General features: G+C 40.6%; 15 protein-coding genes. 12 read left to right on the top strand and 3 right to left on the bottom strand.

Features of this window, described 5'->3' with window-relative positions; translation table 11 throughout:
• Nucleotides 1-56: 56 nt before the first annotated feature.
• On the bottom strand, nucleotides 57-902 hold the full coding sequence (gene nadC / locus PGW99_RS11355) for a carboxylating nicotinate-nucleotide diphosphorylase (protein ID WP_273777816.1): 846 nt from the start codon (nucleotides 900-902) through the stop codon (nucleotides 57-59).
• A gap of 168 nt (nucleotides 903-1,070) precedes the next feature.
• Here nadC and ampD point away from each other — a divergent pair, with 168 nt between their 5' ends.
• Together ampD and murJ are read left to right on the top strand one after the other, a co-directional pair.
• Entirely contained in the window at nucleotides 1,071-1,652 is a 582-nt protein-coding gene (ampD, locus tag PGW99_RS11350) for a 1,6-anhydro-N-acetylmuramyl-L-alanine amidase AmpD (protein WP_273777815.1), read from the top strand.
• 59 nt (nucleotides 1,653-1,711) lie between these two features.
• Nucleotides 1,712-3,262 carry a murein biosynthesis integral membrane protein MurJ gene (murJ, locus tag PGW99_RS11345; protein WP_273777814.1) on the top strand — a complete coding sequence of 517 codons (1,551 nt, stop codon included), beginning with the start codon at nucleotides 1,712-1,714 and terminating at the stop codon, nucleotides 3,260-3,262.
• 66 nt (nucleotides 3,263-3,328) lie between these two features.
• On the opposite strand, the gene PGW99_RS11340 is transcribed toward murJ, so the two are convergent.
• Together PGW99_RS11340 and PGW99_RS11335 are read right to left on the bottom strand one after the other, a co-directional pair.
• Nucleotides 3,329-4,021 carry an FKBP-type peptidyl-prolyl cis-trans isomerase gene (locus PGW99_RS11340; protein WP_273777813.1) on the bottom strand — a complete coding sequence of 231 codons (693 nt, stop codon included), beginning with the start codon at nucleotides 4,019-4,021 and terminating at the stop codon, nucleotides 3,329-3,331.
• Between the two features lie 47 nt (nucleotides 4,022-4,068).
• Nucleotides 4,069-4,776, bottom strand: a complete 708-nt coding sequence (locus PGW99_RS11335) for an FKBP-type peptidyl-prolyl cis-trans isomerase (RefSeq protein ID WP_273777812.1) — start codon at nucleotides 4,774-4,776, stop codon at nucleotides 4,069-4,071.
• Between the two features lie 443 nt (nucleotides 4,777-5,219).
• On the opposite strand from PGW99_RS11335, the gene PGW99_RS11330 reads away from it, so the two are divergent.
• The 10 genes from PGW99_RS11330 to PGW99_RS11285 all read left to right on the top strand — a co-directional run bounded on the left by PGW99_RS11330 (nucleotide 5,220) and on the right by PGW99_RS11285 (nucleotide 16,561).
• Nucleotides 5,220-5,837 (top strand): sugar transferase, encoded by a 618-nt coding sequence (locus PGW99_RS11330; protein ID WP_273777811.1) that lies wholly within the window; start codon nucleotides 5,220-5,222, stop codon nucleotides 5,835-5,837.
• A 113-nt stretch (nucleotides 5,838-5,950) separates the two neighbouring features.
• The gene (locus PGW99_RS11325; protein ID WP_273777810.1) at nucleotides 5,951-7,369 is read left to right on the top strand and encodes a mannose-1-phosphate guanylyltransferase/mannose-6-phosphate isomerase; all 1,419 of its coding nucleotides are present in this window, start codon (nucleotides 5,951-5,953) and stop codon (nucleotides 7,367-7,369) included.
• Between the two features lie 120 nt (nucleotides 7,370-7,489).
• A complete protein-coding gene (locus PGW99_RS11320; RefSeq protein ID WP_273777809.1) occupies nucleotides 7,490-8,299 on the top strand; it encodes an ABC transporter permease in 810 nt (269 codons plus the stop codon).
• Nucleotides 8,299-9,522: an ABC transporter ATP-binding protein gene (locus tag PGW99_RS11315; protein ID WP_273777808.1), complete on the top strand. Its 1,224-nt coding sequence runs from the start codon at nucleotides 8,299-8,301 to the stop codon at nucleotides 9,520-9,522. Before PGW99_RS11320 ends, PGW99_RS11315 begins: the two co-directional genes overlap by 1 nt.
• A gap of 216 nt (nucleotides 9,523-9,738) precedes the next feature.
• The gene (locus tag PGW99_RS11310) at nucleotides 9,739-10,941 is read left to right on the top strand and encodes a glycosyltransferase (RefSeq protein ID WP_273777807.1); all 1,203 of its coding nucleotides are present in this window, start codon (nucleotides 9,739-9,741) and stop codon (nucleotides 10,939-10,941) included.
• A 77-nt stretch (nucleotides 10,942-11,018) separates the two neighbouring features.
• A complete protein-coding gene (locus PGW99_RS11305) occupies nucleotides 11,019-12,341 on the top strand; it encodes a glycosyltransferase family 4 protein (protein ID WP_273777806.1) in 1,323 nt (440 codons plus the stop codon).
• A gap of 32 nt (nucleotides 12,342-12,373) precedes the next feature.
• On the top strand, nucleotides 12,374-13,408 hold the full coding sequence (gene gmd / locus PGW99_RS11300; protein WP_273777805.1) for a GDP-mannose 4,6-dehydratase: 1,035 nt from the start codon (nucleotides 12,374-12,376) through the stop codon (nucleotides 13,406-13,408).
• A complete protein-coding gene (locus PGW99_RS11295) occupies nucleotides 13,408-14,304 on the top strand; it encodes a GDP-mannose 4,6-dehydratase (RefSeq protein WP_273777804.1) in 897 nt (298 codons plus the stop codon). The genes gmd and PGW99_RS11295 overlap by 1 nt, the downstream gene beginning before the upstream one ends.
• Nucleotides 14,301-15,449, top strand: a complete 1,149-nt coding sequence (locus tag PGW99_RS11290) for a glycosyltransferase family 4 protein (protein ID WP_273777803.1) — start codon at nucleotides 14,301-14,303, stop codon at nucleotides 15,447-15,449. The genes PGW99_RS11295 and PGW99_RS11290 overlap by 4 nt, the downstream gene beginning before the upstream one ends.
• Entirely contained in the window at nucleotides 15,446-16,561 is a 1,116-nt protein-coding gene (locus PGW99_RS11285) for a glycosyltransferase family 4 protein (protein ID WP_273777802.1), read from the top strand. The genes PGW99_RS11290 and PGW99_RS11285 overlap by 4 nt, the downstream gene beginning before the upstream one ends.
• Nucleotides 16,562-16,625 lie beyond the last annotated feature (64 nt).

Genomic DNA, 16,625 nt, shown 5'->3' with positions numbered 1-16,625 from the left:
GCATTTAATCGCCCATAAAAAAACCCGCAATCGCGGGTTTTTTTATTTTGGGTATTTTATGCATTAAAACGCATGGATAAATCCACCGCTTTGACATCTTTGGTCAATGCACCCATGGAAATATAATCCACACCGGTCGAAGCCACTTCGCGTAGACTGGCCAGGGTGATGTTACCCGAAGCTTCAAGCTTACAACGGCCCGCAACATGTTTCACGGCATCGATCATTTGCTGCTGGCTGAAATTATCCAGCATGACAATGTCGGCACCCGCTTCAAGCGCCTGATTGAGTTCATCCCAGGTTTCTACTTCGACTTCGACAGGTTTACCCGGTGCAATTTCATGGGCTTTGGCGATCGCTTGTGGGATGCCGCCTGCTGCCATGATATGGTTTTCTTTGATCAGGAAGGCATCAAACAGACCCAAACGGTGATTTTGTCCGCCACCGACCGTTACTGCATATTTTTGCGCAATGCGCAGACCTGGAATGGTTTTGCGGGTATCGAGCAGTTTGGTCTGTAAGCCTTCTAGCTCTTTCACATAGTGTGCGACTTTGGTCGCCACGGCAGACAAGGTTTGCACAAAATTCAGTGCTGGACGTTCTACGGTTAATAGGCTGCGTGCTGAACCGGCCAGTTTCAAAAAGGCTTCGTTGGCCTGAACCGGCTCACCTTCCTGTTTTAACCATTCGATTTTCACGTTTGGATCATAGGCTTGAATGAGTGCATTGACCCAAGGCTGACCGGCTAACACCATGTCTTCACGGGTAATGATGGTGGCGGTGGCCTGTTCATCTTCAGGCGTGAGCAACGCGGTAATATCCCCATCCCCGATATCTTCTTGTAATGCTTGTTGAATGTTGATCTGAATGGATTGCTCAAGCAAAGATTGAGGTATGCTCATAGGATTTCCGTGTTGTTTCTAGCCTATAAAAAGTGTGCAATATATTAGCACTGTGCTGCCAAAAAGGGATGATTTTCAATTTGCTTTTTGTCGCGTTACACTTGGCGGCATATCAAACACGGCTTTTACCGATCTCAGCGGTCAGGCTATCGCACAATAGGGGAACGCATGCAACACAGCGCAGCACATTTTCAGGTGAAGAATGGACAACTGCTGGGTGCCCGCTTTGTGCCTTCGCCCAATTTTAATGACCGCCCTGCACACACCGAGATCCAGCTGGTGGTCATTCATAATATCAGCTTGCCGCCGTCGCAATTTGGCGGCGGCTATATTGAGCAATTTTTTCAGAATCAGCTGGACTGGCAGGCGCATCCGTATTTTCAGACTATTGAAGGCATGCAGGTTTCGGCTCACCTGTTGATTTTACGTAGCGGGGAAGTGCTGCAGTTTGTCAATTTCAATGACCGTGCCTGGCATGCCGGTCGTTCCAGTTATCTGGGCAAAAAAGAATGTAATGACTATTCGATTGGCATTGAACTCGAAGGCAGTGACGACCAGCCATTTCAATCGGTGCAGTACGCGGTTCTGGCTCAGGTGGTGGCGAGTTTGCAACAGGCTTATCCTAAAATTCAGCAGCATCTGGCTGGACATTCCGACATCGCCCCGGGACGCAAAACCGATCCAGGACCGTATTTCGACTGGCATTATTTCCGTGAGCTGTTGCAGCAAAAAAAAAGCACGCATAAATGAATTAGCAACGAAATTCCGCCTGAGTTTTCTTTACAATAAGCGCTTATTTTTAAACTTAGGTGGGTGCGATGGCGCTGTGGCGATCGACTATGGTAGTCAGTGCAATGACCATGCTGTCCCGAATTATGGGGCTGGTCCGCGATGTGGTCTTGCTGAATGTATTTGGTGCAGGCAAAGAGTTCGATATTTTCGTGGTCGCTTTCCGCATTCCCAACTTTTTTCGGCGTCTGTTTGCTGAAGGCGCCTTTTCCCAGGCTTTTATTCCTGTACTCACCGAATATAAGACCAGCCGTGCGCATGCTGAAGTCCAGATCCTGATTAGCCGAGTATTTGGTTGCCTGCTTATGGTCATGTCAACGCTGACGTTGGTGGCGATGATTATTGCACCGGCGATTGTCTATATTTATGCCCCCGGTTTCCATGGCGATGCCGAGAAGTTTGATCAGGCGGTGGAGATGTTCCGCCTGACCATTCCTTATCTGATGTTTATGTCGCTGACGGCATTTGCCAGCAGTATTCTGAATAGCTATGGTTCCTTTACCACACCGGCATTTTCCCCAGTGTTGCTGAATATTGCGATGATTGCCGGTGCTTGGTGGCTGACGCCGTATATGGCTGAACCTATTATGGCATTGGGCTGGTCAGTGGTCGCGGCGGGTGTGCTGCAACTGGCATTACAGATTCCGGAGTTATGGCGCAAAAATCTGCTGATTCCACCAAAAATTGATTTTAAACATGAAGGGGTCGAGCGCATTTTAAAACTGATGTTGCCTGCTCTATTCGGCGTATCAGTGACCCAAATCAATTTGTTGCTGAATACCATTTGGGCATCTTTCATGCAGGATGGTTCCGTATCCTGGTTATACAGTGCCGAGCGGATGACGGAGTTGCCACTTGGTTTGATTGGTGTGGCGATTGGTACCGTGATTTTACCGTCGCTGTCTGCACGTCATGCCGAGCACGATCAGGTCAAGTTCAGAGCCATGCTGGATTGGGCTGCGCGGGTGATTATTTTGGTCGGCATCCCGGCCAGTATCGCACTGTTTATGCTGTCGACCCCGATTATTCAGGCCTTGTTCCAGCGTGGCCAGTTTACCCTTCAGGATACTGAAATGACTGCACTGGCACTGCAATGTATGAGTGCCGGGGTGATTTCTTTCATGCTGATCAAGGTGTTTGCTCCAGGCTTCTATGCCCAGCAGGATACCAAAACACCGGTACGCGTTGGTTTGATGTCGGTTGCGGCGAATGCGATTTTAAACGTGGTGTTTCTCGGTTTCTTTAAACTGATCGACTGGCATGCCGAGCACATGGCATTGGCGTTGGCTTCTTCTGGTTCAGCCTTAGTGAATGCCGGATTACTCTATTACTATCTGCATAAACGGCATATTTTCCGTTTTGGCGGCCACTGGAAAAAGCTGATGCTGCAATATGGTGTAGCCAATGTGACGATGATCGTTGCCTTGTGGTATGGCTTGAGCTGGTATAATGGTGAAGTATCGGAATGGCTGCGTGTGGCTGAAGTGACCGGGCTTTGTGTCTTAGGTGTTGTGGCTTATCTGGTTGGTTTGTTGGCCACAGGGTTCAGACCTCGCCATTTAAAACACTAAGCAATTCAAGATGTAAAAAAAAACACCGCATTGCGGTGTTTTTGCTTTAGGTGTTCTGATCCGGTTTTACTGTTGTACGATTTTAAGCAGTTCCACATCAAAAATCAGTGTGCTATTCGGTTCAATGGCATCCCCTGATCCGATTTCGCCGTAGGCGAGACGGGCCGGGATAAAGAAGCGGGATTTGCCACCTTCTTTCATGGTTTGCAGACCTTCAGTCCAGCCCTCAATGACTTGACTCAACTGGAATTCCACCGGTTGTTGGCGCGCAATCGAGCTGTCAAACACGGTGCCATTGAGCAAACGGCCTTCATAATGAACTTTGACCGTGGATTTGGCACGTGGTGACTTACCTTGTCCTGCCTGTAACACCTGATACTGCAGACCAGATTTTGTGGTGATGACACCTGATTTTTTCGCATTTTCTGCCAAAAAAGCAGTGCCTTGTTTGGCATTTTCATCGGCACGCTGCTGGAATTCGACCAGTTGTTTGGCTTCAGTCTGGCGTTTGTATTCACTCAGCGCCTTGCCCATTTCCTCATCGCTTAAACGCGAAGCTTTGCCTTGTACCCCATCTTTTAAGCCTTCTAAAAAGGCATCCAGATTCAGGTTTTTTAAGGTGTCGGCATTATTGCGCCCCATCACATAGCCATAGCTGTAGCCAGCTTGTTCGGCTTGAGAGCTTTTATTGGTTACATTTGCTGCAAAAGCACTTGGCATAGTCCCCAGAACAGCAAGAAAAATCAGGCTTTTTTTCATAAGCATTCTCAAAAAAGGAGAGCTTGCGCTCTCCTTGAATTTCGTTGTTATTTGACTTGAATCAATTCGACATCAAAGATCAAGGTACTGTTTGGCGGGATCATTCCCGGAACCCCTTGTTCACCATAACCGAGTTTGGCTGGAATATAAAGTGTCGCCTTACTGCCTTCTTTCATTAACTGCAAACCTTCAGTCCAACCCGGAATCACCTGATTTAACGGGAATTCGATTGGTTGGCCACGGTCATACGAGCTGTCGAAAACCTTACCGTCAGTGAGCTGACCTTTGTAATGCACTTTGACTGTAGAGGTCGCGCTTGGCTGTTTACCCGTCCCTTCTCGAATGATTTTGTACTGTAAGCCAGAAGCGGTCGTTTTAACTCCGGGTTGTTTGGCATTTTCAGTCAGGAAGGTTGCGCTGCTTGATTTGGCCTGCTGTGCTTGCTGTACTTGTTTTTGCTGCATGTCTTTCTGGAACTGGGCGTACGCTGCTTGGAGTTCTTCTTCAGTATAGGCCGGTTTTTGTTTGGCATGGCCTTCACGGACACCTGTCACAAAGCTGTTGATATCCAGTTCTGGTGGGGTTTGCTGTGCCACTTCATAGCCAAGTGCATAACTGATTTTCGCCACTGGAGCAGCATCTTTGCTCATTTTGCTGCTGGTTGGAGTAGCAGGGTGTTGCGTTGCATAATACACCGGGATTAGGGCCACACCGCCCAAAATCACTGCAACTGCAACGGGTAAAGCTTTACTCATAGGTTTTCCCAAATTCGTATTATGGTAAAAATTTGCTTTTGATCTTAGCAGAAACTGCCCTCAAGCATATCCTTCTATAACAGAAAACATAGGATTTTTCTGTTGGTAATTTTTAAGGATCAAAAAAATGTATGAAAGGGGGGAAGGCTAAAAAATTAAGAGTCTTTTAGTACAATTTATTTTTGAATTTTATTATTTAAGATTTTGATTGGATTGTTCTTATTGGTGTTCTTGTTTTAATGGGGTGATTTAAGTTAGATGAAAAAATTGTAGCCTTTTAAGGCTTTGTATGGGGAGTGCATGAAGGTATGATAAGAATTCTGTATTTTCAAAAATACCAATTTTACTTTCTCTCAGATATACTAGTAACGAAATGTTATTAAAAAATTCTTAAATTGTCAGGAAATACTTAACAACATTTTTTTGAATTTATGAGAGGTTAGATGAAAAGGTTAACTGATATTGTAATTGCTTCTATAGCATTATTATTACTTTGCCCACTTTTCTGCCTTATTATCTATAAAGTGCGTAAAAATTTAGGTGCTCCAGTTTTCTTTTACCAAGAACGTCCGGGTAAAAATGGAAAGTTATTTAAAATGATTAAATTCCGTTCTATGAAGGATGCTGTTGATGAAAATGGTAATCTTTTACCAGATGAGCAGCGTATTACTCCTTTTGGACAAAAATTACGTGCTACCAGTCTTGATGAGATGCCTCAACTGATCAATGTTTTAAAGGGAGATATGAGCATAGTTGGTCCACGGCCTATGCTTAAAGAGTTTGTGGAATTGTATTCTCCAGAACAGGCTCGTCGTTTAGAATTGCGTCCAGGTATGACTGGTTTAGCTCAAGTAAGTGGACGTAATGAACTTAATTATGAGGAGCGTTTTAAGTGCGATGTTTGGTATGTGGATCACCATAATATTTTGCTTGATTTTAGAATTATGTTTAAAACGATAATTGTTATGGCAAAGCGTGAAGGTATAAATGCACCAGGCCATGTGGGGCCATCTTTATTTAAGGGAAATAAAATCGATATTGGTGATAATAATGGTTTATAAGAAGTCACTTTAATAATTATCCACTTGCTATAAACTATAAGATTTAGGTTTTTTATTTATATATTTGAGTGTATTATTGTCGCATTTTTAAAAATTAGCATAATTTATTCGTTATGAAACTGATACCAACAATTCTATGTGGGGGCGCTGGTTCTCGCCTTTGGCCTGTATCTCGTGAACAGCATCCAAAGCCATTTATTCGTTTAGCTGATAATGAGAGCTTGCTGCAAAAAGCATTTTTGAGAGGGGTGGGCTTGCCCGGGGTATCTGAGATATTAACGGTCACAAACTCCAGTTTGAAATTTAAAACAGAGGATGACTATAAAGAAGTTAATAACCTTGGAGTTATGACTCATTTTATTTTAGAGCCTTTTGCTCGAAATACAGCTGCAGCTACAGCTGCAGCTGCACTTTATGCTATAGAGCGGTATAGTGAAGATACCCTTCTTTTAATTCTTGCTGCAGACCATTTAATCTCTAAGCCGGCTGCGTTTGAAGATGCAGTGAATAAGGCTATTAATTTAGCGAAGCAGAATAAACTAGTTACATTTGGTATTACTCCTGATAAACCTGAAACTGGTTATGGTTATATTGAAGCAAATGGTTATGAGGTTAAGAAGTTTGTTGAAAAACCATCCTTGGAAGTCGCTAAGGAATATATCGCCTCTGGAAGATTCTATTGGAATTCCGGGATATTCTGTTTTAAAGCGGGAGTGCTTGTGCAAGAAATGATGAAATACTGTCCTGAAATTATTCAGATGGTAAGTGAATGCTTGCGAGTTTCTAACTATTCCCAAGTTGCAGGTGTCGAATATACTGATCTGGATCGAAAAGCATTTGAAAATGTACCTGATCTTTCAATTGATTATGCAGTAATGGAACATTCAAATAATGTTGCCGTAGTTCCATGTGATATTGGTTGGGATGATGTTGGTTCTTGGTCATCTATAGGTGCATTAGGAGAGCTAGATGAAGCTGGTAATACTGTAATAGGTGAAGCAGTTTTGCATAATGTTCACAATACTTATATTCATTCTGATAGTAATAAATTGGTTGGTGCTGTTGGAGTGGATAACTTGGTAATTGTAGATACTCCTGATGCTTTATTAGTTGCAGATAAGTCTTGTGTTCAAGATGTGAAAATAATCTTTAATTCTCTTAAGAAGAAAGATCATGACGCTTTTAAGCTGCATCGTTCAGTTGTTCGTCCATGGGGTACCTATACTGTGTTAGAGGAGGGTGAGCGATTTAAAATAAAACGAATCGTAGTGAAACCAGGTGCTAGTCTAAGTCTGCAAATGCATCATCATCGTAGTGAACATTGGATTGTTGTTCAAGGTGCTGCACAAATTGTTAATGGCGAAAAAGAAGTATTTGTATCGACTAATGAGTCTACTTATATTCCCGCTGGTCATAAACACCGTTTAATTAATCCAGGTGTAATTGATTTAGTGCTTATCGAAGTGCAAAGTGGCGAATATTTAGGTGAGGATGATATTGTCCGATTTGAGGATGTATATGGCCGTTGTTAGGTAATACACACTAACTATTTAAAATAGATTATTTTAAATTTAAAGATGAAGTAACTTTAATCTTTAGTTGATGTTATTTCCAGTATAAATCATTTATGTAGAATAGAGTAAGGTTTGTAGATGGTGCTAGGTTTAATATCATCTTTTTTAAAAGATATCTTGAATTATAAAAGTTTTATTTTTGGTTCAATTAAACGTGAGTTTCAAACTAAATATAGAAATTCATTATTGGGGGTGGTTTGGAATATATTAAATCCTCTTGCAATGATTTTGGTATATACTGTAATTTTCTCACAAGTAATGAAAGCTAAACTTCCTGGAGTCGAGGGGGGGTTTTCCTATAGTATATATCTTTGTGCTGGAATTTTAGTTTGGGGCTTGTTGTCAGAGCTGATAAATCGCACATTAAATATGTTTATAGATAATGCTAATTTATTAAAAAAAATTAATTTTCCTAGGTTGTGTTTACCAGCTGTGGTCGTCGGAAGTGCATTGTCAAATTTTCTGATTATATTTGGGCTATTCACTTTATTTCTGATCATCTCAGGGAATTTTCCTGGGTTGACTTTTTTTTCAATTTTCCCATTAGTTGTCTTGCTGATCGCTTTTGCTATAGGGTTGGGTACAACGCTTGGTATTCTTAATGTGTTCTTCAGGGATGTTGGGCATTTTTTTGGCATTTTTTTGACATTTTGGTTTTGGCTCACCCCAATAGTTTATCCAATCGGTATTCTACCCGAAAGTTTTAGAGAAATTATAATGCTCAATCCTATGGCTCCACTTGTAGTGGCTTTTCAGGATATTTTTGTTCATCATCAGTGGCCTGAATGGAAGTCATTATGGTTAACCTCACTGTTATCAATAACTTTTTGTTGTACGGCAATGACTCTTTACCGCCGTCATGCTGGCGAGATGGTGGATGAACTCTAATGGGAAGTATTATTGTTCATAATTTGGGTAAAGCGTATAAACAATATCCTACACGATGGTCTCGCTTATTAGAGTGGATCATACCGGGAAGCCGCTTACGACATACTTTAAAATGGGTGTTGCAAGATATTAACTTTACTATTCAGCCTGGTGAGGCTGTGGGTATCATTGGTATAAACGGTGCGGGTAAAAGCACATTATTAAAAATGATCACCGGTACTACACAACCAACAACTGGAACTGTTCAAATGAATGGTCGAGTTGCAGCTTTACTTGAGTTGGGTATGGGGTTTCATCCTGATTTTACTGGTCGTCAAAATGCATATATGGCTGGTCAGTTGCTTGGTTATAGTGTTGATGAAATTTCTCGTCTTATGCCAGAAATTGAAGCTTTTGCGGAAATTGGTGATTATATCGATCATCCGGTAAGAGTTTATTCTAGTGGAATGCAGGTGCGTCTGGCATTTAGTGTTGCTACTGCTATTCGTCCTGATATTTTGATTGTCGATGAAGCACTTTCTGTCGGGGATACCTATTTTCAGCACAAAAGTTTTGAACGTATCCGTACGTTCCGTAAAGAAGGTACTACCTTGCTTTTGGTTAGTCATGATAAACAGGCAATTCAGAGCATCTGTGATCGTGCCATTCTTTTAAATGCTGGTAAATTAGCTATGGAAGGTGAACCAGAAGTTGTGATGGATTATTACAATGCTTTGTTGGCTGATCACCAAAATCAACAAATTAAGCAGATTGAATTGGATAACGGTAGGGTTCAAACTATTTCTGGTACTGGTGAAGCGGCTGTTACTGGCATAGCTTTGATTGATGAAAATAACCGACCTATAGAATACGTTAATGTTGGACAGCGAGTATCGTTGCAGATTGAAGTCGAGATATATGCAGATATCCCTCGTTTTGTATTAGGCTACGGAATCAAAGATCGCTTAGGTCAAGTGATTTATGGCACCAATACCGATTTAAAAAAGCAAGTGTTAGAAAATCTTACAGCTGGTCAAAAAATCAGATTTGAGTGTGAGTTTGATGTTAATTTAGGGGTAGGTGCTTATTCTATACAAACTGCTCTTACTAGTACCGATACGCATTTGGCTCATAATTATGAGTGGCGTGATCTGGCTTTGGTTTTCAATGTATTAAATATAGATAAACCTTATTTTGCAGGTTTGGCTTGGCTTGATCCAGATGTTAGCATTCATCAACTATAAAATTATTTTTGTGATTAATAGTATTATGAGTAGGAGTTAAGTAAAATATTTAGGATGAGGAGATTTTTTAAATCCTAAATATTTTTATTATTACATTATGCAAAATTTTTTCTAGTATAAAACATTTAGTATGTTGTTAAAAATATTATCCTTATACTTCCATATGTAAGCGAATAGCTGACATATATTCGAACATCTGATATTTTGGTATCTTTTATGAATATTCTCTTCTTATGTACCTATCCAATAGAAAGACCGAGACATGGTGGTCAGTTGCGTGCGCGTAATATTGTGGATACCTATCGCTCAGCTGGTTATAATGTTGAAGTTATAGGTGTTTTGGGTAGTGATGGCTATGAGAAAGAAAAAGATTTTTTACCATTTCCGGGTGTTCAGGCTTTAAATTTAATTATTCCTAATATTTTATATATGGAAGATTATGCTTTAGGACAGCTTTTTTCTGAGGATTTAAAATATTATAAAAAACTTGTGGCATTAATAAAGAAAGAACCTGATGTAATACATGTGGAGCAACCTTGGTTATATGGTTTTGCACGTCGTTATATAAGTGATAGTAAAAAAAATATTAAAATTATTTATGGTTCACAAAATATTGAATGGCAATTAAAACAACAAATTCTTTCATCTTCTAATGATCTCGAAACTGTATCTAAAAATATTGAATCAATTAAAAACCTAGAGTTAGAAGCAATAACGTATGCCGATGCGATTATCTGTGTTTCGGAGAGTGATGCAGAATGGATCCGCCCAAGGACAAAAAGACCGGTTGTAGTGGCCCCAAACGGTGTCAAGTCTTGGTTGGTAACAGAGGAGGGGCGTAAACAAGCAGTCAAAATTACACGAGGTTACGATTATGCACTCTATTGCGCTAGTGCACACCCACCGAATATGAAAGGCTTTTTCGATATGTTTGGTGGGGGGTTCGGCTGTTTGAAGCCCGATGAAAAATTAGTTATTGCAGGAGGAGCTGGTTGGGCGATTTCTAGTGATGTAAGGGTGCATCAATCTCCTAAACTTGCTGAAAAGGTTTTAGTAGCTGGGGTGGTTTCCCAAAGCTGTCTTGAAGGTCTATTGGAAGGGGCAAAATGTATAGTATTGCCACTTACACAAGGCGGGGGTACTAATCTTAAAACAGCAGAAGCATTATGGGCTGGTAAGCGTATTGTTGCAACTAATACTGCGATGAGAGGTTTTGAACAATACATTAATTCTAGTGGTTTATCTCTAGCAGATGATCCAATTACTTTCAAACGGGCATTGCGTAATTCAATGAGTTTAGAACCTTTAATATTAACTAATGAACAAATTGATGAACGAAGAACTGTGCTTTGGGAAAGTTGTCTTGCACCCTTGGTGAAATTAATGGATAACCTAGATTTGGATAATGGTGTGATATGAAAAGGTGTTCTCCTAGTATTTGGATAAACCTTACAACTAGTGTAAATTGGCAGCGTCCTCCGGTTGGAATTATCCGTGTGGAACAATCTCTTTCTGAAGAGTTAGCTAAACTATATGATAGTACATGCTTCAGATATTGTATTTGGCAGGAAGGTCGTTTTGTTGAGTGGACGCAAGATGACAATTCAGTACAAAAACGAGAAAGATTGTTTCCGGAACAGAAGAATCAGCTGATATTACAGCCTATGTTTCCAATACTGTCAAAACGAAATGCCTTAATTGCGTTAGCGCAGGGAATATTGTCTTTAATGCCAAGTAAGTTGCAGGTATATTTTAATCGATTATTGTATTCCTTGCGACCACGTATTATACGTTTATTAGCTGGAAATTGGTTTAAAAATTTCTCAGCTAGGTTAAGAGCCCAAAGTATATCTAAGATTAAAGAAAATTCAGAACAATTACTGAATGATCAAGATACATTATTTTCGCCTGGAGACGTTTTAATCTCATTTGGGGCAGATTGGAATTATTCTTATTATAATCAGTATTATTTTTTACGTAAATATAAAGGAGTGAAAGTAATTACTTGTTGTTATGATTTAATACCAATTCTTTATCCTCAATACTGTATCGATAGAGTTGCTTCTATATTTACTTCTTATTTTCTTGATATTGCAGATGGATCTGATTTGATTTTGTGTATCTCTAGACAAAGCGAAAGAGATTTGAATGAGATGCTAGAACGTACGGGAGGAGCCAAACCAGCTACTCATGTATTTTACTTAGGAGATAATGTTGTATTTGGCAGTAATAATGGCATTTCCTCTTCCATCAAAACAATAATACAAGAACCTTTTATTTTGTTTGTATCAACAATAGAACGTCGTAAGAATCATGAAGTTCTTTATAGAGCTTATCATAAGTTATGTTCAGAAGGTAAGCGTGCAGGATTACCTAAACTTGTTTTTGTCGGAATGCCTGGATGGGGCGTTAACGATTTTTTGAAAGATATAGATTTAGATCCCCTAACACAAGATTTAATTGTTCGTTTGAATCACGTTAGTGATGCAGAATTAAGAGTACTGTATGACGCAGCATCTTTTTGTGTATTCCCTTCCTTGTATGAAGGATGGGGTTTACCTGTCGGGGAAGCTTTATCGATGGGCAAGGTAGTAATTTGCTCAGATCGTGGATCATTGCCCGAAGTTGGAGATGATCTAGTACTTTATGTGGATCCATGGGATTCTAAAACATGGGCTGAGGAAATTTATCGCATGGCAACAGACGAAGCATGGCGCGAACAATGGGAACAAAAAGTTAAGTTGGGATATCGACCTAGAACTTGGTCTCATGCTGCTTTGTCTGTAAAAAGTCAAATCGATCAATTAATAAAAAGTTAAATTGTTAATCTAGATAATTCGGACGTTCTAACATGAAAATTGCAATTATTACCGGAATTACGGGTCAAGATGGTGCTTATTTAGCACAGCTATTACTTGAAAAAGGCTATACAGTTTATGGTACATACCGTCGTACGAGTTCAGTGAATTTCTGGCGTATTGAAGAATTAGGCATCGATAAACATCCGCAGCTTCATCTTGTTGAATATGATCTGACAGATTTGTCTTCCAGTATTCGTCTTTTACAAACCACGGGTGCGACTGAAGTATATAATCTGGCAGCACAAAGTTTTGTAGGGGTGTCATTTGATCAACCAGTGACGACTGCAGAAATTACCGGGATCGGCCCGCTTAATTTGCTAGAAGCAATCCGAATTGTGAATCCTAAAATTCGCTTCTATCAAGCTTCCACTTCTGAAATGTTTGGCAAGGTGCAGGCTATTCCTCAGGTAGAAGACACCCCATTCTATCCACGTAGTCCATATGGTGTTGCAAAGTTATATGCACACTGGATGACAATTAACTATCGTGAAAGTTACAACATTTTTGGTTGCAGCGGTATTTTATTCAACCATGAGTCTCCACTCCGTGGTCGCGAGTTTGTAACCCGTAAAATTACTGATTCAGTTGCAAAGATCAAACTTGGCAAGTTAGATGTCTTGGAATTGGGTAATCTGGATGCCAAACGTGATTGGGGCTTTGCTAAAGAGTATGTTGAAGGCATGTGGCGTATGCTACAAGCAGATGAGCCAGATACATATGTGTTAGCAACTAATCGTACTGAAACAGTGCGTGATTTTGTCTCTATGGCATTTAAAGCTGCTGGCTATACCCTACGTTTTGAAGGTAAAGACGAGAACGAAGTTGGACTTGATACTGCGAGCGGTAAAGTGCTGGTTCGCGTCAATCCTAAATTCTATCGTCCTGCTGAAGTCGAATTACTTATTGGTAATCCATTAAAAGCAAAAGAAAAATTGGGCTGGGAACCAAAAACGACACTAGAAGAACTTTGTCAGATGATGGTCGACGAAGACTTACGCCGTAATACACAAGGTTTTTCATTCTGATGACAAATGCAGCCAAAACAGTATTGATTACAGGTAGTGAAGGTTTCACTGGGAAATATATGGCAGCAGAAATGCGATCTGCCGGATATCATGTGGTTGGTTTAGGGACTAAATCTTCTACAGCTGTTGATTATTATCAGGCTGACTTATTAAGTATTGCAGAAATTACTGCAGTACTTAATCAAGTACAACCAGATATTGTTATACATTTGGCTGCAATTGCATTTGTTGGGCATGGTGATGCGAACGCATTTTACCAGGTGAATCTACAAGGCACGCGCAATTTGTTGGCTGCATTGGCTGCATTAGATAAAACTCCAGAGGCTGTATTATTAGCAAGCAGTGCCAATGTTTACGGTAATACCTCGGAAGGGGTGCTGTCTGAATCCACGCTGCCAGCTCCTGCCAACGAATATGCTGTTAGTAAGTTAGCCATGGAGTATATGGCGCGACTGTGGCAAGATCGGTTGCCCATTATCATCACCCGACCTTTTAATTACACAGGGGTAGGGCAAACAGAAAATTTCCTTTTGCCGAAAATTGTCGCTCATTTCCATCGTCAGGAAAGCAAAATCGAGCTAGGTAATCTTGATGTGTGGCGAGACTTTAGTGATGTAAGATCAGTTGTGAATGCCTATCGCCGCTTGATTGAAGCGAAAGCTTTCGGTCACACTGTCAATGTTTGTTCTGGCAATGTCTATTCGTTACGTGAAATCGTGGCAATGATTGAAGAAATGAGCGGGCATCATATAGACATTCGGGTTAACCCTGCATTTGTAAGGGCTGGAGAAGTCAAAACACTTTGTGGTGATGCTAGTTTATTACATAGTCTGATTGGAAATTGGCAGACTCCGCCATTAAAAGAAACTCTATGCTGGATGTTGGAAGCTAAATGAAGGTTATATTGTCTGTAGAACCAGTACGGTTTCCTCTCACAGGAATTGGCCGTTATACATACGAACTAGCGAGACATTTACAACAATCTGCGGAGATCAGTGATCTCCGTCTTTTTGCTGGAAGAAAGTTTTTACCTGCATTGCCTCAAGTAGAAGAACAGGCGGGAAGACAGCATAAACTTAAACGGTTAGTCCAAGGCAGTTATCTAGCTAGTGAAGCCTACAGATTGCTGATGCCTCAACTCAAGGCTCAGGCATTGCGTGGTCATGAGAATTATATTTATCATGGGCCTAATTTCTTTCTTCCACCTTTTGCTGGTCCGAAGGTAGCGACATTTCACGATTTATCACCATTTACTTGGACACAGTGTAATACACCACAGCGCATTCGCTATATGCAAAAAGAGCTGCAAAAAACAATTCATACAGCAGATGCACTGATTACAGACTCTGAATATACGCGTGAAGAATTAGCAAACTACTTTTCTTTGCCTATCGAGAAGATTCATGCTGTGCCATTGGCTTGCAGCGAGGAGTTTCATCCTCGATCAGCAGAGGAATTGGGGCCGCTTTTGCAGCAATACGGGCTGAAGATGGGTGCTTATACATTGTTTGTTGGCACCATTGAACCGCGTAAGAATATTTTAGCGTTGCTTGATGCCTATAGCAAATTGCCATTCGCCATCCGTCAGCGTTGGCCTTTGGTGCTGACAGGTTATCAAGGTTGGCGTAGTGAAGAGATTCATGGACGAATCCGAAAAGCAGAAGATGAAGGTTGGGCGAAATATTTAGGCTTCTTGCCTGCTGAACAATTACCACTACTTTTTTCTGGAGCTCGGCTATTTGCCTTTCCTTCATTGTACGAAGGTTTTGGCTTGCCAGTACTAGAGGCTATGGCATCGGGCATACCCGTTGTATGTTCGGATAGTTCATCACTGCCAGAGGTGGTTGGGGATGTTGCATTGATGATTGAGGCGCAGAATGTTGATCGTTTATCACAACTTTTAGAGCAGGGTTTGCAAGACGATATATGGAGAACTCAGGCTCGAGAGCGAGGATTAGAGCGAGCGAAAAGTTTTTCTTGGGCGCGTTGTGCGGAACAGACGGCTGAAGTTTATCGTAGTGTATGGATGACTAGGACATGAAAGTTCTGCATTTTTTCAAATGCTATTATCCCGATTCAGTGGGAGGTGTAGAGCAGGTCATTTGCCAGTTAGCGGAAGGTGGTCGAGCTCATGGTGTGACATCCGAAGTATTATCATTAAGTAAGCGAGGGCCATTCCGTAACCAGCCATATGCGCATCACATTACTCATGCAGCAAAATTGGATTTATATCTAGCATCAACAGGTATTTCATTATCTGTATTTAAAGATTTTCGCGAGCTAGCTGCGCAAGCTGATGTGATCCATTACCATTTTCCATGGCCATTCATGGATATCGTGCATTTTTTTAGTGATATAAAAAAACCTACAGTTGTGACCTATCATTCTGATATTGTAAAGCAGAAAAACTTATTGCAGATTTATAAACCCCTAATGTATAGGTTTTTAAGTAATATTGATCATATTGTTGCAACTTCACCTAATTATTTAAAAACCAGTTCTGTGCTTTCGAAGTATAAATATAAAACTAGTGTTATTCCTATAGGTTTAGATTCTGCACATTATTCTTTTAATAATTTACAACGACAAGATTATTGGCGACAGCGTTTAGGTGGGAAGTTCTTCTTATTTATTGGTGCATTACGTTACTATAAAGGACTGCATATTTTATTAGAAGCAATGCGTGGGGTGGATTTGCCAATAGTTATTTTGGGTGCTGGCCCTATAGAAAAAGAGTTGCGGCAACAGGCTAATCAGTTAAATTTGCATAACATTCATTTTGTTGGTGCATTGTCCAATGAAGACAAATTTGCATTGCTGGAATTGTCTTACGCAGTTGTTTTCCCTTCACATTTACGTTCAGAAGCATTTGGTATTTCTTTATTAGAAGGAGCTATGTATGGAAAACCGCTCATCTCAAGTGAAATAGGGACCGGTACAACATACATTAATATCCATCAAGAAACAGGACTGGTTGTTCCTCCTTCAGATCCTATAACTTTACGTAACGCCATGCTTATTTTATGGCAAAATTCTGAGTTGGCTGCAAGTTATGGAGAAAATGCACAAAAGCGTTATCAAAAATTATTTACAGCTGAACAGATGGTTGAGCAATATTCAAACATATATCGTTCTTTATTGATAGAAAAATAAAAATTGGATATTTATTTTTCTACTCTTAAGTAAAAAGCCAGCGCTTGCGCTGGCTCATGAACAA

The sequence above is a fragment of the Acinetobacter sp. GSS19 genome, assembly GCF_028621895.1.
GTDB lineage: Bacteria > Pseudomonadota > Gammaproteobacteria > Pseudomonadales > Moraxellaceae > Acinetobacter.
Note: the sequence above shows the minus strand (reverse complement) of the source record. Positions and strands in the feature narration are given on the sequence as shown.